The 24,459-nt window shown below is 63.4% G+C and carries 25 protein-coding genes and 1 tRNA gene; 10 read left to right on the forward strand and 16 right to left on the reverse strand.

Going from position 1 to position 24,459, the window contains the following annotated elements; genetic code table 11:
* Nucleotides 1-67 precede the first annotated feature (67 nt).
* Complete coding sequence (locus LOY42_RS22705) at nt 68-787, reverse strand: RHS repeat-associated core domain-containing protein (RefSeq protein ID WP_408981065.1); 720 nt, start codon at nt 785-787, stop codon at nt 68-70.
* A gap of 305 nt (nt 788-1,092) precedes the next feature.
* Nucleotides 1,093-2,307, reverse strand: a complete 1,215-nt coding sequence (locus LOY42_RS22710) for an MFS transporter (RefSeq protein ID WP_258599395.1) — start codon at nt 2,305-2,307, stop codon at nt 1,093-1,095.
* Nucleotides 2,308-2,508: 201 nt separating this feature from the next.
* On the opposite strand from LOY42_RS22710, the gene LOY42_RS22715 reads away from it, so the two are divergent.
* Nucleotides 2,509-3,432, forward strand: a complete 924-nt coding sequence (locus LOY42_RS22715) for a FecR domain-containing protein (protein ID WP_198755565.1) — start codon at nt 2,509-2,511, stop codon at nt 3,430-3,432.
* Nucleotides 3,433-3,528: 96 nt separating this feature from the next.
* Nucleotides 3,529-3,605 (forward strand) — tRNA-Met (locus LOY42_RS22720).
* A gap of 54 nt (nt 3,606-3,659) precedes the next feature.
* Here the strand turns inward: LOY42_RS22720 and LOY42_RS22725 are convergent.
* Nucleotides 3,660-4,274, reverse strand: coding sequence for a LysE family translocator (locus LOY42_RS22725; protein ID WP_198755556.1), 615 nt, complete (start codon nt 4,272-4,274; stop codon nt 3,660-3,662).
* A gap of 218 nt (nt 4,275-4,492) precedes the next feature.
* Here LOY42_RS22725 and LOY42_RS22730 point away from each other — a divergent pair, with 218 nt between their 5' ends.
* A complete protein-coding gene (locus tag LOY42_RS22730) occupies nt 4,493-5,398 on the forward strand; it encodes a LysR substrate-binding domain-containing protein (protein WP_258599398.1) in 906 nt (301 codons plus the stop codon).
* Here LOY42_RS22730 and LOY42_RS22735 read toward each other — a convergent pair.
* The gene (locus tag LOY42_RS22735) at nt 5,338-5,922 is read right to left on the reverse strand and encodes a D-Ala-D-Ala carboxypeptidase family metallohydrolase (RefSeq protein WP_258599400.1); all 585 of its coding nucleotides are present in this window, start codon (nt 5,920-5,922) and stop codon (nt 5,338-5,340) included. The genes LOY42_RS22730 and LOY42_RS22735 overlap by 61 nt on opposite strands.
* A gap of 65 nt (nt 5,923-5,987) precedes the next feature.
* Here LOY42_RS22735 and LOY42_RS22740 point away from each other — a divergent pair, with 65 nt between their 5' ends.
* On the forward strand, nt 5,988-7,151 hold the full coding sequence (locus tag LOY42_RS22740) for a hypothetical protein (protein WP_258599402.1): 1,164 nt from the start codon (nt 5,988-5,990) through the stop codon (nt 7,149-7,151).
* 139 nt (nt 7,152-7,290) lie between these two features.
* Here the strand turns inward: LOY42_RS22740 and rimI are convergent, their stop codons facing one another.
* Both rimI and LOY42_RS22750 read right to left on the reverse strand, forming a co-directional pair.
* Nucleotides 7,291-7,746, reverse strand: a complete 456-nt coding sequence (rimI, locus tag LOY42_RS22745) for a ribosomal protein S18-alanine N-acetyltransferase (RefSeq protein WP_046857177.1) — start codon at nt 7,744-7,746, stop codon at nt 7,291-7,293.
* Nucleotides 7,743-8,534: an energy transducer TonB gene (locus LOY42_RS22750; RefSeq protein ID WP_258601325.1), complete on the reverse strand. Its 792-nt coding sequence runs from the start codon at nt 8,532-8,534 to the stop codon at nt 7,743-7,745. Before LOY42_RS22750 ends, rimI begins: the two co-directional genes overlap by 4 nt.
* Before the next feature lie 263 nt (nt 8,535-8,797).
* On the opposite strand from LOY42_RS22750, the gene mksB reads away from it, so the two are divergent.
* From mksB to mksF, 3 genes are read left to right on the forward strand one after another with little or no spacing between them, the layout of a single operon-like run.
* Complete coding sequence (gene mksB, locus LOY42_RS22755) at nt 8,798-10,084, forward strand: Mks condensin complex protein MksB (protein WP_046857179.1); 1,287 nt, start codon at nt 8,798-8,800, stop codon at nt 10,082-10,084.
* Complete coding sequence (mksE, locus tag LOY42_RS22760; protein ID WP_046857180.1) at nt 10,074-10,781, forward strand: Mks condensin complex protein MksE; 708 nt, start codon at nt 10,074-10,076, stop codon at nt 10,779-10,781. Before mksB ends, mksE begins: the two co-directional genes overlap by 11 nt.
* Nucleotides 10,778-13,609, forward strand: coding sequence for an Mks condensin complex protein MksF (gene mksF, locus LOY42_RS22765; RefSeq protein ID WP_258599405.1), 2,832 nt, complete (start codon nt 10,778-10,780; stop codon nt 13,607-13,609). The genes mksE and mksF overlap by 4 nt, the downstream gene beginning before the upstream one ends.
* A gap of 86 nt (nt 13,610-13,695) precedes the next feature.
* On the opposite strand, the gene LOY42_RS22770 is transcribed toward mksF, so the two are convergent.
* The 5 genes from LOY42_RS22770 to rplU all read right to left on the reverse strand — a co-directional run bounded on the left by LOY42_RS22770 (nt 13,696) and on the right by rplU (nt 17,393).
* Nucleotides 13,696-14,160, reverse strand: a complete 465-nt coding sequence (locus LOY42_RS22770) for a CreA family protein (RefSeq protein WP_139668539.1) — start codon at nt 14,158-14,160, stop codon at nt 13,696-13,698.
* A gap of 5 nt (nt 14,161-14,165) precedes the next feature.
* Nucleotides 14,166-15,284: a glutamate 5-kinase gene (proB, locus tag LOY42_RS22775; RefSeq protein ID WP_139668537.1), complete on the reverse strand. Its 1,119-nt coding sequence runs from the start codon at nt 15,282-15,284 to the stop codon at nt 14,166-14,168.
* Nucleotides 15,285-15,371: 87 nt separating this feature from the next.
* On the reverse strand, nt 15,372-16,595 hold the full coding sequence (gene cgtA, locus LOY42_RS22780) for an Obg family GTPase CgtA (RefSeq protein WP_023631407.1): 1,224 nt from the start codon (nt 16,593-16,595) through the stop codon (nt 15,372-15,374).
* A 188-nt stretch (nt 16,596-16,783) separates the two neighbouring features.
* Nucleotides 16,784-17,041 (reverse strand): 50S ribosomal protein L27, encoded by a 258-nt coding sequence (gene rpmA / locus LOY42_RS22785; protein WP_003247464.1) that lies wholly within the window; start codon nt 17,039-17,041, stop codon nt 16,784-16,786.
* Between the two features lie 37 nt (nt 17,042-17,078).
* Entirely contained in the window at nt 17,079-17,393 is a 315-nt protein-coding gene (rplU, locus tag LOY42_RS22790) for a 50S ribosomal protein L21 (protein WP_003247466.1), read from the reverse strand.
* 244 nt (nt 17,394-17,637) lie between these two features.
* Between rplU and LOY42_RS22795 the strand changes: the two genes are divergently transcribed.
* The 3 genes from LOY42_RS22795 (at nt 17,638) to LOY42_RS22805 (ending at nt 19,498) form a co-directional block, all read left to right on the forward strand.
* The gene (locus tag LOY42_RS22795; RefSeq protein ID WP_102683861.1) at nt 17,638-18,606 is read left to right on the forward strand and encodes a polyprenyl synthetase family protein; all 969 of its coding nucleotides are present in this window, start codon (nt 17,638-17,640) and stop codon (nt 18,604-18,606) included.
* 153 nt (nt 18,607-18,759) lie between these two features.
* Nucleotides 18,760-19,101 (forward strand): zinc ribbon domain-containing protein YjdM, encoded by a 342-nt coding sequence (locus tag LOY42_RS22800; protein WP_046857186.1) that lies wholly within the window; start codon nt 18,760-18,762, stop codon nt 19,099-19,101.
* A 151-nt stretch (nt 19,102-19,252) separates the two neighbouring features.
* On the forward strand, nt 19,253-19,498 hold the full coding sequence (locus LOY42_RS22805; RefSeq protein WP_038707330.1) for a hypothetical protein: 246 nt from the start codon (nt 19,253-19,255) through the stop codon (nt 19,496-19,498).
* A gap of 127 nt (nt 19,499-19,625) precedes the next feature.
* Here the strand turns inward: LOY42_RS22805 and LOY42_RS22810 are convergent, their stop codons facing one another.
* The 5 genes from LOY42_RS22810 to LOY42_RS22830 form a co-directional block, all read right to left on the reverse strand.
* Nucleotides 19,626-20,243, reverse strand: a complete 618-nt coding sequence (locus tag LOY42_RS22810) for an FKBP-type peptidyl-prolyl cis-trans isomerase (RefSeq protein WP_139668536.1) — start codon at nt 20,241-20,243, stop codon at nt 19,626-19,628.
* 85 nt (nt 20,244-20,328) lie between these two features.
* Entirely contained in the window at nt 20,329-20,634 is a 306-nt protein-coding gene (locus LOY42_RS22815; protein WP_046857188.1) for a DUF6482 family protein, read from the reverse strand.
* A 127-nt stretch (nt 20,635-20,761) separates the two neighbouring features.
* Nucleotides 20,762-21,250, reverse strand: a complete 489-nt coding sequence (locus LOY42_RS22820) for a TIGR00645 family protein (RefSeq protein ID WP_023631146.1) — start codon at nt 21,248-21,250, stop codon at nt 20,762-20,764.
* Nucleotides 21,251-21,430: 180 nt separating this feature from the next.
* Nucleotides 21,431-21,769: a hypothetical protein gene (locus tag LOY42_RS22825; protein WP_023631147.1), complete on the reverse strand. Its 339-nt coding sequence runs from the start codon at nt 21,767-21,769 to the stop codon at nt 21,431-21,433.
* 163 nt (nt 21,770-21,932) lie between these two features.
* Entirely contained in the window at nt 21,933-24,371 is a 2,439-nt protein-coding gene (locus LOY42_RS22830; protein WP_102683864.1) for a Lon protease family protein, read from the reverse strand.
* Between the last annotated feature and the right edge of the window lie 88 nt (nt 24,372-24,459).

The raw sequence follows: 24,459 nt of genomic DNA on the forward strand, positions 1-24,459 counted from the left end.
TTGAGGAGGCGGCACTCTAGGCCAGGGAGTGCAGAGTCGTCAATTGGGTACTCGAAGCATGCACAACTCAACGCCTAGCGTGGCGCCCTGCCGGCCTATCACTGCGAATCCCTGTTAACGTATCAGACGGCTCTACTGAAATAGGCTTGGAACTGAGACTAAGAAGCTGCTTGAACACAGGAAGCACTGGCAACACGACCGCATGGTGATTATCTCCATCTACCGAGCGAGGCGTAGGTACTCCCTTCATGTACCCCGTCGTCTGAGCCCCAGTGATGTTTGACCATTCCTGAATAAAAGATGCTCCCCCTGAAGGCAATGCTGCCGCCGAGTAGCAAGCCATCACATGTGTTTTCTGCCCCTTCAGCGAAATCCCGTTGTCTTCAAGCAGAGTTTTTAGCCGATCTGGGGTGTAGCCTAGTTCGTCACCCAATAATAAGCCGGGCTGTCCATGGGTAAGAACATTGAGAACAGTTTCACCTGATTGATCGGGCTGTTCGGAGTAGAACACCATGATTCCATCTATGACCTGGCCTTTCCCGCCATAGTCTTTACCGAGTAATTTCAGCATCTTCGTCCAGTTGAAATGCCCCGTCGGGTCCGCACCATTCACAGGATCCCCAGATACGAAAGCATAAATATTGACCCCTCCCAATCGAAACGGGCTTTCACTGTCAGGAGAGCAGAAGCGCATCAGGATTGGGCTATAGAAACGATATCCATTACCTAAGGGATACCGCTCTGTTGCTGCGTCCAAGTGCTGCCCCTTGAACGCAATTCCTGACATACGCACTTGCCTTTTATATCCATGTGGGGTGTAGCTGACATGATGATCTGCGTACCCGACAACAGAGGCTGAGCTATCGATTGCCAATAGGTTTGATTGCTGTCTATCTCTGATCGTGGTCATGCAAACCGTCTGCCGCTTGGATAATGCAATAATAGTTCCACGAAGATACAGTCCTTACTACTGACAAAAATCACAGGTAGACCGTAACAATCACTGTATGGTCACGATGCCCTCAGTCGGAATGCTTTGGCCTCATGGGAGGAATTGGGACTGACTGGACGCAGTACAGTCCCCGCTGCGCCTCAGCGCTTGCCAGTAGACGGCAAAAACACCGCCAGCAACCCAAACAACGGCAGGAACGAGCAAACCCCGTACACATATTCGATCCCACGCAGGTCGGCCACATATCCCAGTAGCGCCGCGCCGATCCCGCCGAAACCGAACATCAGCCCGAAGAAGATCCCGGCGATCATCCCCACATTGCCCGGCACCAGCTCCTGGGCATACACCACGATGGCCGAGAACGCCGAAGCAAGCACGAAGCCGATCAACACACTGAGCACGGTGGTCCAGAACAGGTCGGCATAGGGCAGGGCCAGGGTGAACGGTGCCACGCCGAGGATCGAGAACCAGATCACCGCCTTGCGCCCGATGCGGTCGCCGATGGGCCCGCCGAAGAAAGTGCCCGCCGCCACCGCGCCCAGGAACAGGAACAGGTGCAGCTGCGAACTGGCCACCGACAGCTGGAACTTCTCGATCAGGTAGAAGGTGAAGTAGCTGGTGAAGCTGGCCATGTAGAAGTACTTGGAAAACACCAGCAGGCCCAGCACCACCAAGGCCATCATCACCCGCTGGCGCGAGATGCCGTGGGTGGCCTGCACCGCCTTGCGCGCCTTGGCCTGGTTCAGGTGCTCCTTGTACCAGCGGCGCAGCATCAGGGTCACGGCAAAGAAGAACAGCCCGGCCACGCCGAACCAGGCCACGTGGGTCTGGCCGAAGGGAATGACGATTGCCGCCGCCAACAACGGGCCAAGGGCGGAGCCGGCGTTGCCGCCAACCTGGAAGCTCGACTGGGCCAGGCCGAAGCGCCCGCCCGAGGCCAGCCGGGCAATGCGCGAAGTCTCCGGGTGGAAGGTCGAGGAGCCGATGCCCACCAGCGCCGAGGCCAGCAGGATCATCGGGAAACTGCCAACGAAGGCCAGCATCACGATACCCACCAGGGTGCACAGGGTGCCCAGCGGCAACAGGTTCGGCGTGGGCCGCTTGTCGGTGAAGAAGCCCACCCACGGCTGCAATAACGAGGCAGTGATCTGGAAGGTCAGGGTGATCAGGCCGATCTGGGCGAAGCTCAGGTTGTAGTTGGCCTTGAGCATCGGGTAGATCGCCGGCAGAACCGCCTGGATCAGGTCGTTGATCAGGTGCGCCAGGGCGCAGAAACCAATGATGCTCATCACCAGCGGCGTGGCCGGGTTTGCCGGGCTACTCGCGCTGGAAGTCGGTGTGCTGCTGATGGCCATGGGCTGGATGTCCGTCTGCGGGTTGGGATCCGATTATCGTGAAACAAATAGATACGAAGCTACCTTTTTATTTGCGCGAGCCTTCCATCCGACACGTACTTGTAAATAATTCTCAATATATTTAGCATCCTTTCTCCTCTTCCCTGTGAACGCTGGGCGAAACCGCCCGCCCTCTGCGAGCAGACCGATCCCATGAGCCCGATGCCCGCCTTGCAGCCCACGCCCGACCCCGAGCAGGAAGCCCTGGACTGGTTCTCGCGCCTGCGCCAACCCGGCTGTGACGAGGCCCTGCGCCAGGCGTTCGCCAGCTGGTGCCAGGACCCGCTCAACGCCAGGGCGTATGCCCAGCTCGAAGCTTACTGGCAGCAGTTGCAGGTGCCGGCAGCCCGGCCACGACCACGGGTCGCCAAGGTGCGCCGCAGCCGTGCCGGGCTGTGCCTGGCGCTGCTGTTCCTGATGCTGGTGGCGGCACTCGCCTGGATTTACTGGCCGCTGATGCAGCGCCTGGGCAGCGAATTGCACACCGACAGCGGCGAACGCCGCAGCGTGCGCCTGGCCGACGGCTCGACCCTGCACCTGGACAGCGCCAGCGCGATGAATGTCGACCTGCGTGGCCGCACCCGCCAACTGCACCTGGTGCAGGGCCAGGTCTACCTGGAGGTGAGGCTCGATGGCCGGGCCATGGAGGTGCAGGTCGATGACACCCGGATCCAGGTGTTCGGCACTCGCCTGCAGATCGCCCGCCATGCCGAGTACGACGAACTGGTGGTGCTCAGCGGCAAGGCCGCGGTCCTGCAGGGCGGTGACCAGCGCATGGTCAGCGCCGGCGAACGGGTGACGTTCAGTGAATCCCGCATCAATTCCGTCGAGAAGATCGACGCCAAGCTGGTCGATGCCTGGCGCAACGGTCAGTTGAAGGCCCGGAACCTGCCGCTGGGCGAAATATTGGAGCGCCTGGCCAACTACCGTGGCCAGCGTGTCTGGATGATGAACGAGCCAACGGCCTACCAGCGGGTCAGCGGTGATTTCGACCTCGACCACCCGGCGCAGAGCCTCGAGCGCCTGGCCGCCGATCAGCAATTGCGCCTGCACAACCTGTTTGGCCACTGGCTGATCGTGCGCTGAAGCGCCCTTCTCGGCTAAGCGTTTGAAAGGTTGGAAAATTTTTTTGAAAACGTTGTTGACAGGATCGCGATTCGAGCTAATAATGCGCGCCAAGTTGGCTACATAGCTCAGTTGGTTAGAGCATAGCATTCATAATGCTGGGGTCCGGGGTTCAAGTCCCTGTGTAGCCACCACCTTCTAAAAGGGCTTATCGAAAGATAAGCCCTTTTTCTTTGCCCGCGAAAACGTTACTTCACTCCCGCCACCACCACGGCCAGCCCCAGGCCGATCAAGGCCACCCCGATTACCCGGTCAACCGTGCGCTGACGCTCGATCATCGCCGCACGCAATCGCGCACTGGAGAAGAACACCGCCACCAGGCTGAACCAGGCCCAATGGGCGAACGACATGAACGCACCATAGGCGAAGTCCAGCGCCAGCGGGCTGCCCGGCCGCACTACCTGGGTATAGGCGCTGACCACGAACAGCATGGTCTTGGGGTTCAAGGCGTTGGTCAGAAAGCCCGTGCGCAACGCGCTCGCCACACTGGACGCACCTTGCGACAGGCCGTCTAGCTCAATGCGCGTGGTATTGGTCAGCGACTTGTAGCCCAGGTAGAGCAGGTAGCCCGCCCCTACCACCTTCATGGCCAGGAACAGTGTGGGGGTTTGGCTGATGATCACGGCAATGCCGAGCACCGTGTACAGCACATGCACCTGCACACCCAGGGCGATGCCCGCCGCAGCGGCGAGACCGGCCTTGCGGCCTTGCGCGTAACTGCTGCGGGTAACCATGGCGAAGTCGGCACCAGGGCTGATGACGGCCAGGATGGTGAACAGGGCAACGGCGATGAGTTCGTTCACAAACAGGGATCCTCGATGAAAATTCACGGAAGATGGGATTATCCTGTTACCTGGAACGAGTAAAAATCGATTTATAGTCTGGCTAATCTGCTAGTTTTACTCACCTATCTGCATTGAATCGACTGGCCTATCGCGGGGCAAGCCCGCTCCCACGCGTGCTTCACGCCGCACTCGTGGGAGTGGGCTCGCCCCGCGATAAAGCCAGAACAGGCCAGCCCATGAAACAGCCTCCCCTTACCGCCTTTCGCTACTTCGACATCGCCGCCCGCACTGAAAGCTTCGTGCGCGCCGCCGAGCACCTGCATGTCACCCACGGCGCCGTCAGCCGCCAAGTGCGCCTGCTCGAGGAAAGCCTCGGCGTGGCTTTGTTCGAACGGCGCAACCGGGCAATCTTTCTCACCCCCGCCGGTCGCGAGCTGCACAGCACCACCCAGTCGATCTTCGAGCAATTGGAGGGCGCCGTGCAGCGCCTGCAACAGCAGGCTGAAGACAACGTGCTGGTGGTCTCCTGCGAGCCGACCATCGCCATGCGCTGGCTGATCCCGCGCCTGCCGCGCTTTCACGCCGCACACCCCGACCTGCAACTGCATCTGGTGGCGGCCGGTGGGCCGGTGGACTTCGCCCGTGGCGGCATCGACCTGGCACTGCGCCGGGACGACTTCCACTGGGATCGTCAGCTGCACAGCCTGAAAATCTGCGATGAATGGATCGGGCCGGTAGCAAGGCCAGACCTCAACGGCCAACGCCTGCTCCATAGCAGCACTCGCCCAGATGCCTGGGCGACGTGGCTGCGCCTGAGCGGCCAGCACCTCCCGCACAGGACACGCAGCGACTTCGAGCACTTCTACCTGTCGCTGCAGGCCGCCAGCGCCGGCATGGGGATGGCCATCGCCTCGGCACTGATGGTGTGCGATGAGCTGAACAACGGCCAGATGGAGGCCCCTTTCGGCTTTTTGCGCGACGGCTCCAGCTATCACCTGCTCAGCCCGCTACCACTGGACGACGGCAGCAAGCGCCAGCGCTTCGCCCAGTGGGTCGGTCAAGAATGCCGTATCTGCCTCGCTCACCTGGGCTTGCTGCAGAACGACGAACCGCCCCCGCCATCGCCGCCCCAGGTGCGATAGCCGGCCGTGTCGATATGGATGCGCCCCGAGGGGTAACGGCCAAGCCCCATGTTCCAGGCACGGCCGTGCTGCTGCCAGAAACGACACAGCGGGTTCGGGTCGGCCCAGGGCGGCAGCAGCAGGTCGACGGCGAAGGCGCGCATATGCGCGCTGCTCGGCGCGCCGCCGGCACAGGCATTGAGCCGGGGATCGCGGTAGGCCGACACCACTTCGAACTGACGCAGGACACCCTGCTGGTCCAGGGTCTGGATCAAGGCCAGCGTCGAGCGCACCGCCGGCCAATGGCTCGCCGGCGGCACCGCAAAGGGTGAAGCCTGGCACAGGCGCCAGTCCGAGGCCGAGCGCAGCAACTGATGGATCGGCACCACGCCATACAGCCGGGCGTCCACCAGCATTTCACGAAACCGGCGGTTCTCGTGGTCCCCGGCCCACTGGGCGAACATCCACACATCACGTTCATCGGCCTGGACCGTACCCAGCCCGACCAGCGCGCTAGCCAATAGCCATATCCTGGCGCTTTTCATTCCCCCACCTCTTCATCCACCATGGGCAGTCCGCCGTCCTGGCGGCCACTGACAAGGAGTTAAGCATGCACAAGATTGCTGTATCGGGCCTGGCCGCCCTCGCCTTCAGCGGCCTGGCCATGGCCGACGCGCAGATCGACCTGGGCGATGCCCAGCGGGTCACCCGGTTGTTCGCATACCCCAACAACTGCAACGTGATCTGCTACCGCGACTGGTCACTGGAGAAGACCGTCGAGCACTACCTCACTCAGAGCGTGCAGCGCGACGGCTATGCCAATGCCAAGGTCACGGTGAACCGCGACAACGACAAGCTGCACGCCAGCATCACCGGCGTGCCGGCCAGCTATATCGAACCCTTGCGCAAGCTGCTCGACAGCGGCGAGCTGGCCTACCAGGGCGCCACCCGCCTCAACCAGAAAGGCGGCTGGGACTATAGCTGGTACCTGTTCCTGCCCTTGGGCATGGCCCTGGAGAATCGCCGCAGCATCGAGTTGCTGCACTTCCCGCCGGACTATTCGCTGACCCGCTACCAGGACTACCTCAAGTCCAACACCACCGACCGCTGGGCGGAGCTTCTGACCTTCAATGGTATCGAGGCTACCCAGACCCCGGCCTACCAGACCATCGTCGACATCGCCCCGATCGCCGCGCCGGCCAGCGCCGGCAAGGACCTGGAAGGGGTCTACAGCTACTTCAACGACTACCAGGTGCGCATGGTCAAGGAAGTGACCCTGACCCACGATGGCAAAGGCGCCTTGCCGATGGTCGCGTTCGGCGCGCCGGTACGGGCCTGGATCCAGCAACAGTATGGGCCGAAGGTGAACGTGCTCGGCCTGGTGAGCATCAGCCCCGAGGCCAACAGCGCCAAGGTGCCCGTGCTCGGCGCCAACCACCCGAGCGCGATCTGGTACGCCGCCGACCCGAAAAGCTACGACGGCGACCAGGACAAGGCCGACGCGGCCGGTTTAAAGATGATGGGCCAGGACCTCTCCGCAGCCTGCTGGCAGGCCGGCATGGGGCGCAACCCCCAGACCGATGCCAAGCTCACCCTGGATGCCTGCACCAGCAAGTGGCAGGTCACCCAGAAGAAGCAGACCTGCGAACTGTTCTACCGCACCATTCGCGAGATGACCCCGGAGCAGGCGGCGGCCAAGTGCAATACCGGGGCGGTGACGCGCAGCTTGCGAGATCTGCGTAAACCAATCGAAGTGCAGCACCCAGAGATCTGAGTCACTTGCACAAGGGGCCGCGATGCGGCCCTATCGCCGGCAAGCCGGCGCCCTCACCGGGCGCCTGACGCCATCTTTGTGGGAGCTGGCTTGCCAGCGATGGGCGCGTAGCGGCCCCACTACAAGACAGCTCGCGAAATCAATCTTCGAGCAGCGTACAGGCCATCACCAGCGCATCTTCCCGCCCACCCGCCATCGGATAGTAGTCACGGCGCCGACCGACTTCATTGAAGCCATAGCGCTCGTACAAGCGATACGCCGACTGGTTGCTGGCGCGCACTTCCAGGAAACACTCGCGACCATTGAGCTGGTAGGCCCGCGCCATCAGGTGTTCGAGCAGGCGCAGGCCCAGGCCACAGCCCTGGTTTTCCGGCTTGACGGTAATGTTGAGCAGGTGCGCCTCATCGATGATCACGTTGATCACGCCGTGGCCGACCTGCTGCTGGCCGTCGAACATCAGCCACACTTCGTAGGACTTCAGTGCATCTTGAAAGATGCCGCGGGTCCAGGGATGGCTGAAGGCGGCATATTCGATCTTCAGCAGGGTATCCAGATCCGCCTCGGTCGCCGGGCGGAAACTGATCGAGTCACTCATTCAACACATTTCCAGCGCGCCATCAGCTGGCGCATGGCTTTCCAGACGTCCGCCTTGCGCTGCGGCTCGTCCATCAACAGTTCAAGGCCGGGCAAGGCCCAGGCATCGCCGAGCAGGTCGACCTTGAGTTCTCGGTAATAGGCTTCGTCGTCGGCCTGGCCGGCGAAGCGAATGGCCGGCAGGCCGATCAGCCACAGGCAGGCGCACGGCGCCTCTTCCAGGCGCGCGGCGATAAAGCCCTGGACAAAGTCCCGGGCGGCGTCCGGGCCCTGGTCCATGTTGCCGCGCATCAGCAACGGCCAGCGTACTGGCTCGCCAATGATCTGCGGGGCGTCCGGCAGGCCGGCGGCGCGTAGCATGTCCTTGAGCAGCAGGTAGGACGGGTCGCGGCTCTGGAACGGCTGGCCGGTGGCCAGTTCCACCAGCAGCAGACAGTCGCCGGCACGCAGCAACTGCAGGGCGAAGCGTGGCGGTGGCACAGGCGCCGGACGCGGCGCGGGGGGCTCTGCCTCGGCCTCGACCGGCTTGGCGGCGGGTTTCGGCGCACTGCCCGGGCGCGGGATCTCGATCTTCGGCCGCTCGGCACGCGCCTGAGGGGCTGCCGGGGTGGCGCTCGGCGCAGCTGCAGGAGCGGCCGGTCTCACCTCGAAGTCAACCTCATCGACCGGCGCCACCGGTAACAGCAGCTCTGGCCGCGACGGCGCGGCGAACGGCAGTTCGGCGCGCGGCAGCCAGTGCACCACTTGCATGGCGGACAGGTAGGCGCGGCGGCGGGACTCGATCAGCAAGGCGCGGGTATCCGGTGGATAGTCGAAACAGTCGGGCATTCTAACGCTGTTGACCTGGATGCGCCGCAACAGATTGTCGGCCATCGCGGGGCAAGCCCGCTCCCACGCCTGCCTTAGGACGTGGGAGCGGGCTTGCCCCGCGATGAGGCCGGTGAATCCCCCAAAAGGATCAGGGTTATCCCCATAACAGACCAAGGGGTGAAATCCTCCCCCCCGGATGCAGTACAATCGCCGCTTTTATTTGGCAACGAGTCGACCCGCCAATGATCGAACCCAAGCGCGTCCTGCGCGCCCTAGCCGAACACTGGGCCTTGATCGAGCCGCTGTGCGAGCGCTTCGACCAGGGCACCCTGAGCCTGGTCGAGCTGCGCCAGCAACTGGCCCGCCAGCAGGTGGAAAGCACCCCGCAGGACATCACCCAGCTGCTTGACGTGTGGATCCGCCTGGACATCCTGGTCCCGGTGGCCAAAAGCCCCAACCGTTTCGAGCTCAACGCGCAGATCCACGACTTCCTCGCCTACCTGCGCCGCGAGCACCGGCTGGGCCTGTGCCTGGAGATCGAGGCCTACCTGCGCCACCTGGAGCGCCTGGCCGGGCATATCCAGGACGCCTTCGACAACCGCGACAGCGACGACCTGGCGCGCCAGCTGCGCCTGCTCGACATGCGCGTGCGCGATGTACTGAAGAAGCTCGACAACGACGAGCAGGCGCTGGTGGCAGTGGCCGAGCGGGCCAAAACCAGCAACCGCCAGATCCCTCTGCGCCAGCGCTACGCCGAAGTGCTGGCGACCTGGGACGAGTACGTCGAGCCGATGATCCAGCTGGTCAACGCCGATGGCGCCTTCGAGCAGGGCGTGCGCAAGGTCGAGACCGTGCTGCTGCGCCTGCTGGGCGAGCAGGCGCGCCTGGGCCACCTGGTCGACGACGACATGCTGCTGCGCACCCACGCGCGCATCCTCGAGATGCAGACCAGCGCCCAGCTGACCCTGCGCCACGCCCGCGAGCTGCTGCTGCCGCTGCGTGAGGAGGCGCGCCGGCACAACGCCGTGACCCGAGGCGCCGCCCTGGCCCTGTCGGTGATCCGCAAGAAGGGCATCGACGCCGTGCCGCAGGCGGCCATGCCGATGTTCACCCGCCCGCAGAGCACCTTCCTCGGCAGCGCCAGCCAGGTCGAGGCCTACGTTTACGCCCTGGCCCGCTTCGAGCCCAAGCCCGCGCGCTTCCCCAAGGCGCACAAGACGCAAAAGGGCCCGCTGCCCCGCGCCCCGCGCACGGTCAAGGAAATGCTCGAACGTTGCGAAGACGCCCTGCCGCTACCGGACCTGATGGTCTGGCTGCTGGAACAGGAGCCTGAAGGCGCCACCGACGAACTGCTGTACTGGTTCTCGCGCCTGTCGCGCGAGAAACGCTTCAGCCGCGAGCGCCTCGATCGCCAGCAATACCTCACCCGCGAACACCTGGTCAGCCTGCGTTCCTTCGCCCTGACCTCCAGCCGCGACAAGCCGGCGACCACGACCGAATCCACCGCGAGCCCCACCCATGCATCTTGATCTTTCCGAACTGTCCCAGCTCGCGCCGATCTTCCGCGAGCTGTTCAAGGGCTTCCACGTCAGCCGCCGCGACCCGGAGCTGTACGCCCAGCTGTCGAACTTCCAGGACCAGTACCGCACCCTGTTCAAGGCCCTGGGCTTCGAGCTGGTGTGCGATACCCGCGGCTTCTACTACTTCGTCCCCGAGCAGGCCGCCGCGCAGGTCAACAAGACCGCCCAGCGCCTGTCGCTGTTCACTTTCATCCTGGTCGAGCACCTCGCCGACCAGGGACGTGACCCGATGGCCGTGCTCGACGGTGGCAGCATCGGCCGCGACGAACTGCCGTCGCTGCTGGACAAGTACCGCGACCTGTTCCTGCAGGCCGAGGTGCAGACCGTCGACGAGCTCGAAGAAAAGATCATGCGCCGCATGAGCCAGCTCGGCTTTGCCCACGAGGAAGGCGGCATCTACCGCTTCCTGCCGCCGATGCACCGTTTCCTCGACGTATGCCTGTCGGTCCAGCAGGACCGCGACCTGGCCGCCACCCTGCACAGCGACCTGCCGCTGCCGGTACCCGTGCTGGTGGTGGAAGAGACGCCCGAAGAACTCAACCGCACCGACGACCCGCTCGACCTCACCCCGTTCGACGGCGAGGAAAGCGAAGAGGATGCCCTGGCCCGGGCGATCCGCGAAGAGCAACAGGAGATTGACGCATGAGCCAGGAACGCTACGGCATCCGCCGCTTCGCACTGCTCAACACCGCTGGCTACAGCCTCGGCCTGTTCCCCCTGGAACACCCGCTGTCGGTCTATGGCGCAAACAACCTGGGTAAATCGGCGTCGATCAACGCACTGCAGTTCCCGATCCTGGCGCGCATGTCCGACATGAGCTTTGGCAAGTACAGCCTGGAGCAGTCACGCCGCTTCTACTTCGCCACCGACACCAGCTACATCCTCTGCGAGCTGAACCTACCCCACGGCCCGCACGTGATCGGCGTGGTCGGCCGCGGGCCGGGTGGCGGCTTCGGCCACCAGTTCTTCGCCTACCAGGGCGAACTGGACCTGGCCCACTACCAGAAAGACGATACCTGCCTGCGCCAGAAAGAGCTGTTCACCAACCTCGAGCGCCATGGCCTGAAGGCCTACGAGCTCAAGCCGGACGAACTGCGCCGGCTGCTGGTCGGCGGCCACACCTCGGTGCCGCTGGACCTGACCTTGATCCCGCTGCGCTCGACCAGCGAACAGAGCCTGAAGACCTTCCGCGCGCTGTTCATCAACCTGCTGCACATGCGCGAAATCACCGCCGCCAAGCTCAAGCAGCTGTTCCTCGACGCCTTCGAACACAGCCTGCGTTCAGGTAGCGTCGACTACATCGCCGCCTGTGAAGAGGCGTTCCGCGACGTGCGCCGCATGGAGGGCGACTACAACGCCCTGGTGGCTGCCGGCCCGCTGGTCGAGGCCCTGGCCGGCGGCGTGGCCCAGCGCGACATCCTGCGCGGCAAGCTGCACCGCATCTCGCCGCTGCTCGACAACCTGCTGGGCACCTGGCAGGAATACGCCATGGCGCGCAAGGAAGAGCTGGTAATCCAATCCGAGCACTACCGCGGCGAGCAGGACCGCCTGCAGAACGACCAGCGCGGCGGCACCCAGGAGCTGATGCGCCTGGAGCGCGAGATCACCGGTATCCAGCGCTGGCTGGGCGAGCTGTCGGTGCTCAAGCACCGCTTCGCCCTGGTCACCGACGTCAAGGTACTGGAGCAGCAGCTGCTGGCCGCCAAGGACGCCCACGATGAACTGGCCGGCGCCCTGGCCCAGTCGCGGCAGTTCTCCGCCGAAGACCTCGACGAGCGCGTGCGCGACCTGGAAAAACGCGTCAAGGCGGTCAAGCAGCAGCTCGACCACGCCGACAACAACAGCTACGCCCGCCTGCGCGAAGAGTTCTCGCAGCAGGACGTGGACCGCCTGATGCGCCTGTTCAACGGCGCGCTGTTCAGCCTGCCGATGGGTGACCGCGGCATCGAGCTGGACGACAGCGACGTGTGGGTGAAAACCCTGGAAGGCGTGCTCGACCGCTTCAAGGGCGAGCGCTTCGAAGTGCCAGGCCTGTCCATCGACATCTCGCACATTGACCCACCCGCGTTGCAGGCCTTGGCCGACCGCGCCGCCCTGCGCGACCAGAAGGAACGCCTGGAGAAAGAGCTCAAGCAGCTCAAGACCCAGCAAGCCGTGGCCCTCGACCGCGCCGCCAGCAAGGCGCAGACCGAGGCGCTGTACCAACAGGTGCTGGACGCGCAGAAGGCCCTGGAGGACTTCCGCCGCACCGAAACCCTGGCCGCCGAAGAGCCAGAAAAAATGGAGCAGCTGGGCCAGCTGGAAGCGGCCCAGGACGAGCTCAAGCGCTCCAGCGACGCCTTCACCGAGCGCGTCCAGCAGCTGTCGGCCAAGTTGCAACTGGTGGGCCGACAGATCGCCGACCTGGAAGCCAAGCAGCGCACCCTGGAAGACGCCCTGCGCCGTCGCCAACTGCTGCCGGCCGACCTGCCGTTCGGCACGCCGTTCATGGAGGCGATCGACGACTCCATGGACAACCTGCTGCCGCTGCTCAACGACTACCAGGACAGCTGGCAGGCCCTGCAGCGCGTGGACAACCAGATCGAGGCGCTGTACGCCCAGGTGCGCCTGAAGGGCGTGGCCAAGTTCGACAGCGAAGACGACATGGAACGCCGCCTGCAGCTGCTGATCAACGCCTACTCGCACCGCACCGAGGAAGCGCTGACCCTGGCCAAGGCCCGCCGCGCCGCGGTCACCGACATTGCCCGGACCCTGCGCAACATCCGCAGCGACTACGACAGCCTCGAGCACCAGCTGGCGCTGTTCAATCGCGAGATCAACAAGCGCCAGGTGTCGAACCTGGAGAGCTTCCGCGTGGTGCTGGCACCGAACAAGGAAGCGCTCAAGCACATCGACCAGATCATCCACAGCGCCGGCCAGTACGAGGAAGGCGAGACCCTGTCGGTGTTCGACCTGACCCAGAGCGCCGAGCAGGATCACAAGAACGAAGAGGCCAAGGAGTACCTGGCGCGGCTGGTGGCGGCCAACCACAACCAGCTGGGCCTGAAAGACCTGTTCGAACTGGCCTTCGAGATCACCAAGATCAACAGCCAGCCGGTGATCCACGCCGACATCGATGGCGCCGCGTCCAACGGCACCACCATGACCATCAAGGCGCTGACCAACATGTATCTGTTGCTGCACCTGATGGACCGCGACCTGGCCGGGCGCATTCGCCTGCCGTACTACCTCGACGAAGCGGCGGACATCGACGAACGCAACCAGGCCGCGTTGCTGGAGACCAGCCAGCAGCTGGGCTTCGTGCCGATCCTGGCGAGCGTGAAGCCGCAGGTGTCGGCGCGGGTGGCGATCGACCTGGAAGGTGGTAGCGGGCCGAACGGCATCTACATCGACGAGGCGGACTGGAAGTACATCAGCCGTCGCGACGAGGTGAAGGCGATCGTGCGTGAGGATGAGGCCGAGGAGTTGGCCTGATTCAAACCGAAAAGCATCGCGGGGCAAGCCCGCTCCCACAGAGCCTTGTGGGAGCGGGCTTGCCCCGCGATCATTTCAACCGGCTGTTACTGTTGAGCCCAAGGCACGATCGGAATCGCCGTCACCGCATTCTGCGGGCTGCCTTCGATCACGCGGTCGCTGTACACGAGGTACACCAACGTATTGCGCTTCTTGTCGAGAAAACGCACCACCTGCATGGTCTTGAACACCAGCGAGGTGCGTTCCTTGAACACCTCCTCGCCATCCTTGAGCTCACCCTTGAAGTGGATCGGCCCGACCTGACGGCAGGCAATCGACGCTTCGGCACGGTCCTCGGCCAGACCCAACCCACCTTTCAGGCCGCCGGTCTTGGCCCGCGACAGGTAGCAAGTCACGCCATCGACCTTCGGGTCGTCGAACGCCTCGACGACGATGCGGTCATTCGGCCCGACGAACTTGAACACAGTGGACACCTGGCCGATTTCCTCGGCCTCGGCCAGCATCGGCAGCGCCAGCGCGGCGGCGGCAATCAATCCTTTAAGCACTTGCATCTCCTTCAGACCAACACCAGGTTGTCGCGGTGCACCAGCTCAGGCTCGGCGCTGTAGCCCAACAGGCTCTCGATGGCATCGGACGGCTGGCCGATTATCTTCTGCGCTTCCAGGGCGCTGTAGTTGGCCAGGCCACGGGCCACTTCCAGGCCGTCGGGGCCGACGCAGACCACCATCTCGCCACGGCGGAAGCTGCCTTGCACGGTCTTCACGCCGACCGGCAGCAGGCTCTTGCTCGATTCGCGCAGGGCCTTTACGGCGCCAGCGTCGAGCACCAGGGTGCCGCGGGTCTGCAGATGGCCGGCCAGCCACTGCTTGCGCGCGGCGAGCATGCCACGCTCGGGCGACAGCAGGGTGCCCAGGCGCTCGCCGGCCTTCAGACGGTCGAGCACGCGCTCGATACGACCACCGATGATGATGGTGTGCGCACCGGAACGGGCGGCCAGGCGCGCGGCGCGCAGCTTGGTCTGCATGCCGCCACGGCCCAGGGCGCCGCCGGTGCCGCCGGCCACGGCGTCCAGCGACGGGTCGTCGGCGCGGGCTTCGTAGATCAGCTGGGCTTCGGGGTTGTTACGCGGATCGGCGTCGAACATGCCGTCACGGTCAGTGAGGATCACCAGCAGGTCGGCTTCAACCAGGTTGGCCACCAGCGCCGCCAGGGTGTCGTTGTCGCCAAAGCGGATTTCGTCGGTGACCACGGTATCGTTCTCGTTGATCACCGGCACCACGCCCAGGTCGACCAGGGTACGCAGGGTGCTACGGGCGTTGAGGTAACGCTTGCGGTCGGAAAGGTCGTCGTGGGTCAGCAGGATCTGCGCGGTGTGCTTGCCGTGCTCGCCGAAGCTCGACTCCCAGGCCTGCACCAGGCGCATCTGGCCGAGCGAGGCGGCGGCCTGCAGCTCGTTCATCGCGCTCGGTCGCGTGGTCCAGCCCAGCTGGCTCATGCCCGCCGCCACGGCCCCGGAGGAGACCAGCACCAGTTCCACGCCCGCTTCACGCAGGGCCACCATCTGCTCGACCCAAACCGCCATGGCGCCCCGGTCGAGGCCCTTGCCGTCGGCGGTCAGCAGCGCGCTGCCGATCTTCACGACCCAGCGCTTGGCGCCAGTCACCTTGCTTCGCATCTTCTCTTCCAACCTATGTCGAATCTGTAGATACCTTGGATACAAAAACGCCGCTCCAGAGAGCGGCGTTTAGTGTACTGCAACCGATCAGTCGCGCACGTAAATGATTTCCGGGCCGTCTTCGTCGTCCTCGAAATCATCCCAGTCGTCATCGTCGCCGATGTCGTGCACGCTCTTGACGCCGGTGCGACGCAGGGTGCGGGCGTCGTCCAGGGCCTGCAGCTGGGCACGGGCTTCGTCTTCGATACGCTGGTCGAGCTCGGCCAGCTCTGCGGCGTAGGCCGGGTCGTTGGCCAGGCGGTCGGCGCGGTCTTCGAGATAGCGCATCAGGTCATGGCTGAGCTTCTCGGTGCCCTGCTTGGCGATAGCCGAGATCACGTACACCGGGCCATCCCAGTTCAGGCGCTCGACCACTTCCTTGACGCGCTCGTCACGCTCGTCGTCCATGATCATGTCGGCCTTGTTCAGCACCAGCCAGCGCTCACGGTCGACCAGCGCCGGGCTGAACTGCGCCAGCTCGTTGATGATCACCTCGGCGGCGTCGGCCGGGCTGCTGCCATCCAGCGGCGCCAGGTCGACCAGGTGCAGCAGCACGCGGGTACGGGCCAGGTGCTTGAGGAAGCGGATACCCAGGCCCGCGCCTTCGGAGGCGCCTTCGATCAGGCCGGGGATGTCGGCGATAACGAAGCTCTTCCAACGATCGACGCTGACCACGCCCAGGTTCGGCACCAAGGTGGTGAACGGGTAGTCGGCGACCTTCGGCTTGGCAGCCGAGACCGAGCGGATGAAGGTGCTCTTGCCGGCGTTCGGCAGGCCCAGCAGACCGACGTCGGCCAGGACTTTCATTTCCATCTTCAGGTCGCGCTGGTCGCCCGGCTTGCCTGGAGTGGTCTGGCGCGGCGCACGGTTGGTGCTCGACTTGAAACGGGTGTTGCCCAGGCCGTGCCAGCCGCCTTGGGCGACCATCAGCTTCTGGCCAGGAGTGACCAGGTCACCGATCACTTCCTGGGTGGAGGCGTCGATCACGGTGGTGCCGACCGGCACGCGCAGGAACAGGTCCTCGCCTTTCTTGCCGGTGCAATCGGTGCTGCCGCCGTTCTGGCCGCGCTGGGCCTCGTGGTGGCGGGTATAGCGGTAGTCGACGAGGGTGTTGAGGTTCTCGTCGGCCACCATGTACACCGAGCCGCCGTCACCGCCGTCGCCGCCGTTGGGGCCACCGTTCTCGATGAATTTCTCGCGGCGGAAGCTCATGCAACCGTTGCCGCCGTCACCGGCTTTTACCCGGATCGATACTTCGTCTACAAACTTCATTCAAAACCGCCTCTCGTCGGACGACGAGTCGAAAACCAGAAAACCATGAGGCTCTTGCAAAAATGAGCGCGGCGGCCCCGCACGAACCAGAAACCAACGCCGGCAGCCCAGACAAACAGCTTTGCAAGAGGCTCACCACAAACGAAAAAGCCCCGTCGCATGACGGGGCTTCTGGAGCGACGTCGCGATTAAGCGGCGACGATGCTCACGTAACGGCGCATGAACTCGCCTTTCTTCTCGAACTTGATCACGCCTTCGATCTTGGCGAACAGGGTGTGATCCTTGCCCATGCCAACGCCGTAGCCAGCGTGGAATTCGGTGCCGCGCTGACGGACGATGATGTTGCCAGGCTTGATGACCTGACCGCCATACATCTTCACGCCAAGGCGTTTCGATTCTGAGTCGCGACCGTTACGAGTACTACCACCAGCCTTCTTGTGAGCCATGGTTCAATTCTCCAATAAATTCAGGGGATCGGGGCGATTAAGCCTGGATACCGGTGATTTTGATTTCGGTGAACCACTGGCGGTGGCCCATGCGCTTCATGTGGTGCTTACGACGACGGAACTTGATGATGCGAACCTTGTCGTGGCGGCCTTGCGAAACGACTTCGGCCACTACTTTAGCACCAGCAACAACTGGAGCACCGATGGTGACTTCTTCACCGTTGGCGACCAGCAGAACGCGATCGAAGGTCACGGATTCGCCAGTGGCGACTTCCAGTTTCTCGATCTTGAGGAATTCACCTTCAGCGACTTTGTACTGCTTGCCGCCGGTAACGATTACTGCGTAAGACATGGTATTTCTCCGATAATCCTGCTCACCCAGCGCTTTATATGATGAGTATTGGCTGGCATGGCTGCACAGGGCTGGAACGGCCCGGTGCAATTGCGTAAGGCAGGTGCTGCCCAGGAAGTTAGGGTGCGCGATTGTACGCAACCCCATAAATGCTTGCAAGTACCGGCCCGGGGCCACGGCCACCGCGCCTTGACACACCGGTACCTGCGACCTAGCATGCCGCGCAACCTCAATGGAGCAGCCGATGCAACCCCAAACCTTCTACCGCGCGGTAGCTGATGACTTCAGCGCCGTCGACGAGATCATCAAGAAGCAGCTGACCTCGCGCGTGCCGCTGGTATCGAAGATCGGCGACTATATTACGTCCGCCGGCGGCAAACGCCTGCGCCCACTGCTGGTGCTGCTGTGCGGCAAGGCCCTGGGGCGCGAGGGCGACGACCTGCGCCTGCTGGCGGCGACCATCGAGTTCCTGCACACCGCCACCCTGCTGCACGACGACGTGGTCGACATGTCCGGCATGCGCCGTGGCCGCTCCACCGCCAATGCCCTGTGGGGCAACGCGCCGAGCGTGCTGGTGGGCGACTTCCTCTATTCGCGCTCGTTCGAAATGATGGTCGAGCTGGGCTCGATGCCGGTCATGCAGATCCTCTCCAAGGCCACCCGGGTGATCGCCGAAGGTGAAGTGCTGCAGCTGTCGCGCGTGCGTGATGCCAGCACCACCGAGGAAATCTACATGGACGTCATCCGCGGCAAGACCGCGATGCTGTTCGAAGCCTCGACCCACAGTGCCGCGGCCCTGGCCGGCGCCACGGACGCGCAGCGCGAAGCCCTGCGCACCTTCGGCGACCACCTGGGGGTGGCCTTCCAGCTGGTCGACGACCTGCTCGACTACAAGGGCGACTCCGAGACCCTGGGCAAGAACGTCGGTGACGACCTGGCCGAAGGCAAGCCGACCCTGCCGCTGATCTACACCATGCGCGAAGGTACCGCGGAGCAAGCCGCGCTGGTGCGCCAGGCGATCCAGAAGGGTGGCCTGGAGGACCTGGAGCAGATCCGCATCGCCGTCGAGGCGTCCGGCGCCCTGGACTACACCGCGCAGATGGCCCGCGACTACGTCGCCCGCGCCATTGCCTGCCTGGAAGTGCTGCCGGCCAGCGAGTACCGGGATGCACTGGTAGAGCTGAGCGAGTTTGCAGTAGCGCGTACGCACTGATACATCGCATCACCCCTATCGCGGGGCAAGCCCGCTCCCACGCCAGCACATCATGGCGTGGGAGCGGGCTTGCCCCGCGATGCTTTTGTGCAGGAAATCACTAAACCCTATACAATGTGCGCCTTTACCCGCCTGTACTTGAAAGGAAAAGCCGTGAGCACTCTGCCACCCTGCCCCCAATGCAACTCCGAATACACCTATGAGGATGGCACCCAACTGATCTGCCCCGAATGCGCCCACGAGTGGTCGGCCAACGGCGAAGCCGAAGCCGCCAGCGACGACGTGGTGAAAAAGGATTCGGTCGGCAACGTCCTGCAGGACGGCGACACCGTTACCGTGATCAAGGATCTCAAGGTCAAGGGTTCGTCCCTGGTGGTCAAGGTCGGCACCAAGGTCAAGAACATCCGTCTGTGCGACGGCGACCACGACATCGACTGCAAGATCGACGGTATCGGCGCGATGAAACTCAAGTCCGAGTTCGTGCGCAAGGTCTGATCGCCTGCCCTTCGGGGCTGCCCAACGGGCGGCCCTGACAGATCCTGCAACAGGATCGCCGGGACCATTCGGAAGAATTCTTCCAATAGTCTCTTGCTATTTTGATAACAAGAATTATTCTCATTGGAACCGCTATCCAAGGAGAGTAGCCATGACCTATCTGATCGACGCCTGGCTCGACCGCCCCCACCCTTACCTGCGTATCCTGCATCGCGAGACTGGCGAAGTCTGCGCCGTGCTCGAGGAAGACGCGCTCGATGAACTGCGCGACCAGGGCGACCTGGACCTCATGGGGCTGAATTCGAGTGAGCCAGGAGTGCTCAAGGAACTGGTGAGGAACCTGTTCCTGTTTTGCTATGCGCGGGCATTGCGCCCGGGGGGAACGGATTGGAACTGAATTTAGCAGGCCTGCCCCCATCGCCGGCAAGCCGGCTCCCACACTGATCGCAACGACCTAAGGTCTTGTGCTGTTCCTGTGGAAGCGGGCTTGCCCGCGAATGGGCCGCAAAGCGGCCCCGAAGGTATTACAGAACGTCGAGCAGCTCGACGTCGAACACCAGGGTGCTGTGCGGCGGGATGCTGCCGACGCCCTGGGCGCCGTAGGCCAGTTCGCTCGGCACGTACAGGCGCCATTTGCTGCCGGCGTTCATCAGTTGCAGGGCCTCGGTCCAGCCGGCAATCACGCCGCCAACCGGGAATTCGGCAGGCTGGCCACGATCGTAGGAGCTGTCGAACACGGTGCCGTCGATCAGGGTGCCGTGGTAGTGAGTACGCACGTTGTCTTCGCGGGACGGCTTGGCGCCGTCGCCTGCGGTCAGCACTTCGTACTGCAGGCCCGAGGCCAGGGTCACGATGCCTTCACGCTTGGCGTTGTCAGCCAGGAATTCCTTGCCGGCGGCAGCGGCGGCTTCGGCCTTGGCAGCAGCTTCGGCCTGCATCACTTCACGGATGACCTTGAAGGCCGCCGACAGGTCTTCTTCGCTGACACGGCTGTCGGTGCCGTTGAAGGCGTCGGTCAGGCCGGCGACGATGGCGTCCAGGTTGACGCCCGGTGGCGGGTTGTCGCGCAGCTGGCCACCCAGCTGACGGCCGATGCCGTAGCTGACGCGGGATTCGTCGGTGGACAGGATGAGTTCGGACATTGGCGTGCTCCGCTTGAGGGCGCACTGCATCCGCGCCCTGATGAAAAGGGCGAGCAGCCTAGCACACTGGCGCCGCGCGAAGCAGCTACCAGGCCGAACGCTGGGAAATCGGGACTTTGAGGTCTTCTTCCGGGTGCGTGCCCATGCCGCACATCTCGTCCTGCACGGACCAGTGCACCAGGTTCAGCGACAGCAGGGGGATCGATTGCAGAAGCAGGCGCGCATCCTCGACCGAATGCACGCGCAAGCGTTGACCACGCGGGTCGTCGAGTGGGTGGGCGCGGCCCTTGACCCGGGCCTCGAGCAGGTAATCACCGCCTTCGATGGCGATCAGGTTGAGTTCGTCGACATGGCCAGCCCTGGCCTCGGTATTGAGCTGATGCAGGTTCATGGGCGCACCTCGCTGCGGGAACCACGCATGAGTGCTCATTTTTTGTACAGACCTGCTAAAAGTACAAGCCACCATCCGTCAGGAGCTGAAAAGCATCGCGGGACTAGCCCGCGATGAGAGCAGACGATCAGTGCTTGGTGATGCGATCCAGGTAACCCATGACGAATGCCGAAATGACGAAGGTCATGTGGATGATCACATACCACATCAGGTAGTCGGTGGAGATGTTCTGCGCATCCATGAACACCCGCAGCAGGTGGATCGAGGAAATGGCGACAATCGACGCGGCGACCTTCATCTTCAACGACGAGGAATCCATCTTGCCCAGCCAGTTGAGCTTTTCCTTGCTCTCGTCAATGTCCAGCTGCGAGACGAAGTTCTCGTAGCCGGAGATCATCACCATTACCAGCAGGCCGCCAACCAGCGACATGTCGATCAGTGACAGGATCACCAGGATCAGGTCGGCTTCGGCGAGGGTGAAGACATTGGGCAGGACATGGATGATTTCCTGGAAGAACTTCAAGGCCAGTGCCAGCAGGCCCAGCGAGAGGCCGAAGTAGATCGGGGCGAGCAGCCAACGCGAGGCATACATCGCGTTTTCGAGGATACGTTCCATGGACAGTAGGGGACTCGTGAGGTGACTGGAAAAGCGAGCGCGAGTATATCCAGCCACCTGTGACAGCAAAAGCCTGCGGTCAGTTGCCGCAGGCCCGATACATCCTCGATACCCTATCGCCGGCAAGCCGGCTCACACAGGTCAAGTGTGTGGCAGCTTGCGGGCAATGAGATCATTGGATCAGGTTTCGGGATGGAACTGATAATCCCCAAGGTTCCGGCAACGTTCACCATTGATCCGACGCAACTGCGCCTGCAGGTGCAGGCACCAGATCTGCGGATCTTCAGCGACCTGATAGCCATGAAGGGTAAGGCTGTCGACGATGGCGTTCATCACCGATTCGGCCACCATCGGCCCATGGAATGGGCCTTGGGCCTTGATCGCCGAGGGTTGTTCACCGGCCATGCCGGCGGCGAACAGCAAGGTCCACATGCCATTGTCCCCGGCCAGCGGACGGATGCTGCATTCGATGCGGGTCACCAGGCCCAGGCACTGGCGGGTGAGGCTGAGGTTGCGCATGGCGGCGTCCCCTCTGTAAAGCCCTGTTCAGCCTGAAACCATCAGGCTGTTTCCATCCTGAACCCTGACAACGTCCTTAAGTTCCACTGTAGCCGAGCCGAGGCGAAAGTTGGAAAACTGGCGCTGAACGGTAGCACTTAGCCTCCAGCGCCAGTTTATTGACTTAAGCGGGCTTGGCCTGGGCGATGACCTCCTCCAGGCGCTCTTTCTCGGCTTCCTTGATTTCTTCTTCGCTGATCATTTCGGCAATCACCCGCAAGCGCTCGACCACTCGGGCGTTGACACTGCCCTCGGCGAACTCGCCCTTGTCATCCATCTCACCAGCCTCCTCGCCAACCAGCAGGCTCAAGGCTTCGTCGGCCTGGCTTACGGCATAGACATGGAAGCGACCGGCCTCGACCGCCTGCACCACCCGCTCATCGAGCATCAGCGTAGCGACGTTGGCACGCGGGATGATCACCCCTTGCTCACCGGTCAGGCCACGGGCTTCGCAAAGACGGAAGAAGCCTTCGATCTTCTCGTTGACCCCACCGACCGCCTGCACCTCGCCAAACTGGTTGATCGAACCGGTAATGGCGAAACACTGCTTGAGCGGGGTGCGCGACAACGCCGAGATCAGCGTGCACGCCTCCCCCAGCGAGGCGCTGTCACCATCGACGTAGCCGTAGGACTGCTCCAACGCGATGCTCGCCGAGATCGCCAAGGGGAATTCCTGGGCATAGCGGCTGCCCAGGTAGCCGGTGAGGATCATCACACCCTTGGAGTGGATCGGCTGCCCCAGGTTGACCTCGCGCTCGATGTCGACGATGCCGCTGCCGCCCGGGTAGACGGTGGCAGAGATGCGCGCCGGCATGCCGAACGCCGAATCTCCGACCTCGAGCACGGTCAAGCCGTTGCACTTGCCGATTGCCGCGCCTTCGGTGTCGATCAGGATGATCCCGGCGAGCATGTCGTCGAGCACCCGCTGCGACACCCGTCCGGTGCGCTGGGCCTTGGCCTTGAGGGCCCGCTCGATGTGGCCGGCGTCGGTCATGCTCTCGCTGGCCAGCTGGCGGATGAAGTCGGCCTCGCTGACCAGCTGGAACAGGTCGCCGATACGCGCCGACAAGCGCGACTGGTTCTCGGCCAGGCGAGCGCTGTAGGTGGCCAGGCGTGCCACCGCATCGCTGGTCAGCGGCGCCATGCCTTCCTCGTTGGTGCGGGTGCGCAGCAACTGGGCGAACTGCTCCAGGTTCTCGTCGACCATGGGCATGTCTTCATCGAAGTCCACCAGCACCCGGAACATCTCCTGGAAATCCGGGTCATGGTCCTGCAGCGCGTAGTACAGCTGGCGCGAGCCGATGATCACCAGCTTGACGCTGAGCGGGATCACCTGCGGCGTCAGGCTCACGGTGGCGACACGGCCCAGTTCACCCAGCGGCGACTCCATCTTCAGTTTGCGCGACTGCAAGGCACGCTTGAGCGCGTCCCAGACAAAGGGCTCGCCGAGCATCTTCTCGGCTTCAAGAATCAGGAAGCCGCCATTGGCGCGGTGCAACGCACCGGCGCGAAGCTGGCGATAGGAGGTGTACAGCGCCCCCTGGTCGGTGCTGTATTCGATGCGACCGAACAGGTTGTCGTAGGTCGGATGCGGCTCGAACACCACCGGAGCTCCACCTTTGCCCGGGTGGCCGACCACCAGGTTGGGCGCGTACTGCTCCTCGAGCATCTTGCGCGCCACCGCGTCGGTCTTGCTGTCATCGACCAGTTGCTCGACCACGGTGCGCAGCAGGTTCAATTGCAGCGATTGCAGGTAGGCGCACACCGCGGCGTTTTCCGCGTACTTTTCCGACAGCGGCGCCAGCAGCGGCTGCAGGGCGAGGGTGATGGTCTCCTCGTTGAGCTGGCGCAACTGGTTGTTCGATTCACGTTTCCATTGCGGCAGGCTGGAGAGTTCTTCGTTCAGGCGCTCCTCGAGCTCGGCAATGTCTTCGTGGAAGCGCTCGCGCAACTCCTCAGGCAGTTGGGCAAATTCGGCTTCGTCCAGCGCCTTGCCATCGGCCATGGGGGTAAAGGCGACATTGCTGCTGTCGCGGTACAGCGCCACGTCCTTCTCCAGCGAGGCACGCTCGATCACGTCCAGCGCCCGGTCATAGCGCTGGTTGAAGGCGCGGTCGATGGCGCTCTTCTTCTGCTGGTAGGAAGGGTGCTCGAACACCGCCGGGAACGTGGCCAACAGGTTGTCGATCAGGCCGTTCATGTCGGCGAGGAACGCCTGGGCGCTGCCAGCCGGAAGTTCCAGCGCGCGTGGCTCGCGGGAGTCCTCGAAGTTGTTGACGTACAGCCAGTCGGCCGGGGTGTGCTGGCGCTTGCCCTCGGCCTTGAGGTAACGCTTGACGAAGGAGAACCGGCCCGTGCCGGGCTCGCCCATCACATACACGTTGTAACCGGGGCGCGGCATCGCCACGCCGAACTGCAGGGCCTCGACGGCACGCTCCTGGCCCAGCACACCACGAAACGGCTCCAGATCGTCGGTATTGGAAAAAGCAAACTGTTCAGCGGAGAAACGCCGGGTCAGGGCTTCTGGCGCGAGACGCAGGCGCGAGGCGACAGGATCGGGCATTGGGTTTCCTTACTTCGGCGGGGCGGATGAAAGGCATTCTGGCGCTGCCAGCGCGCAGCGGCAAGGCTCCGTGGGACTTTATGTCACA

The sequence above is a fragment of the Pseudomonas sp. B21-023 genome, assembly GCF_024749165.1.
Lineage (GTDB): Bacteria > Pseudomonadota > Gammaproteobacteria > Pseudomonadales > Pseudomonadaceae > Aquipseudomonas.

Bases quoted from the DNA above. Each gene is read 5' to 3' on its own strand.
- LOY42_RS22705 (WP_408981065.1), bottom strand. From the start codon at position 787: ATGTCAGGAATTGCGTTCAAGGGGCAGCACTTGGACGCAGCAACAGAG.
- LOY42_RS22710 (WP_258599395.1), bottom strand. From the start codon at position 2,307: ATGGCCATCAGCAGCACACCGACTTCCAGCGCGAGTAGCCCGGCAAAC.
- LOY42_RS22715 (WP_198755565.1), top strand. From the start codon at position 2,509: ATGCCCGCCTTGCAGCCCACGCCCGACCCCGAGCAGGAAGCCCTGGAC.
- LOY42_RS22730 (WP_258599398.1), top strand. From the start codon at position 4,493: ATGAAACAGCCTCCCCTTACCGCCTTTCGCTACTTCGACATCGCCGCC.
- LOY42_RS22735 (WP_258599400.1), bottom strand. From the start codon at position 5,922: ATGAAAAGCGCCAGGATATGGCTATTGGCTAGCGCGCTGGTCGGGCTG.
- LOY42_RS22740 (WP_258599402.1), top strand. From the start codon at position 5,988: ATGCACAAGATTGCTGTATCGGGCCTGGCCGCCCTCGCCTTCAGCGGC.
- rimI (WP_046857177.1), bottom strand. From the start codon at position 7,746: ATGAGTGACTCGATCAGTTTCCGCCCGGCGACCGAGGCGGATCTGGAT.
- mksB (WP_046857179.1), top strand. From the start codon at position 8,798: ATGATCGAACCCAAGCGCGTCCTGCGCGCCCTAGCCGAACACTGGGCC.
- mksE (WP_046857180.1), top strand. From the start codon at position 10,074: ATGCATCTTGATCTTTCCGAACTGTCCCAGCTCGCGCCGATCTTCCGC.
- mksF (WP_258599405.1), top strand. From the start codon at position 10,778: ATGAGCCAGGAACGCTACGGCATCCGCCGCTTCGCACTGCTCAACACC.
- LOY42_RS22770 (WP_139668539.1), bottom strand. From the start codon at position 14,160: ATGCAAGTGCTTAAAGGATTGATTGCCGCCGCCGCGCTGGCGCTGCCG.
- proB (WP_139668537.1), bottom strand. From the start codon at position 15,284: ATGCGAAGCAAGGTGACTGGCGCCAAGCGCTGGGTCGTGAAGATCGGC.
- cgtA (WP_023631407.1), bottom strand. From the start codon at position 16,595: ATGAAGTTTGTAGACGAAGTATCGATCCGGGTAAAAGCCGGTGACGGC.
- rpmA (WP_003247464.1), bottom strand. From the start codon at position 17,041: ATGGCTCACAAGAAGGCTGGTGGTAGTACTCGTAACGGTCGCGACTCA.
- rplU (WP_003247466.1), bottom strand. From the start codon at position 17,393: ATGTCTTACGCAGTAATCGTTACCGGCGGCAAGCAGTACAAAGTCGCT.
- LOY42_RS22795 (WP_102683861.1), top strand. From the start codon at position 17,638: ATGCAACCCCAAACCTTCTACCGCGCGGTAGCTGATGACTTCAGCGCC.
- LOY42_RS22805 (WP_038707330.1), top strand. From the start codon at position 19,253: ATGACCTATCTGATCGACGCCTGGCTCGACCGCCCCCACCCTTACCTG.
- LOY42_RS22810 (WP_139668536.1), bottom strand. From the start codon at position 20,243: ATGTCCGAACTCATCCTGTCCACCGACGAATCCCGCGTCAGCTACGGC.
- LOY42_RS22815 (WP_046857188.1), bottom strand. From the start codon at position 20,634: ATGAACCTGCATCAGCTCAATACCGAGGCCAGGGCTGGCCATGTCGAC.
- LOY42_RS22820 (WP_023631146.1), bottom strand. From the start codon at position 21,250: ATGGAACGTATCCTCGAAAACGCGATGTATGCCTCGCGTTGGCTGCTC.
- LOY42_RS22825 (WP_023631147.1), bottom strand. From the start codon at position 21,769: ATGCGCAACCTCAGCCTCACCCGCCAGTGCCTGGGCCTGGTGACCCGC.
- LOY42_RS22830 (WP_102683864.1), bottom strand. From the start codon at position 24,371: ATGCCCGATCCTGTCGCCTCGCGCCTGCGTCTCGCGCCAGAAGCCCTG.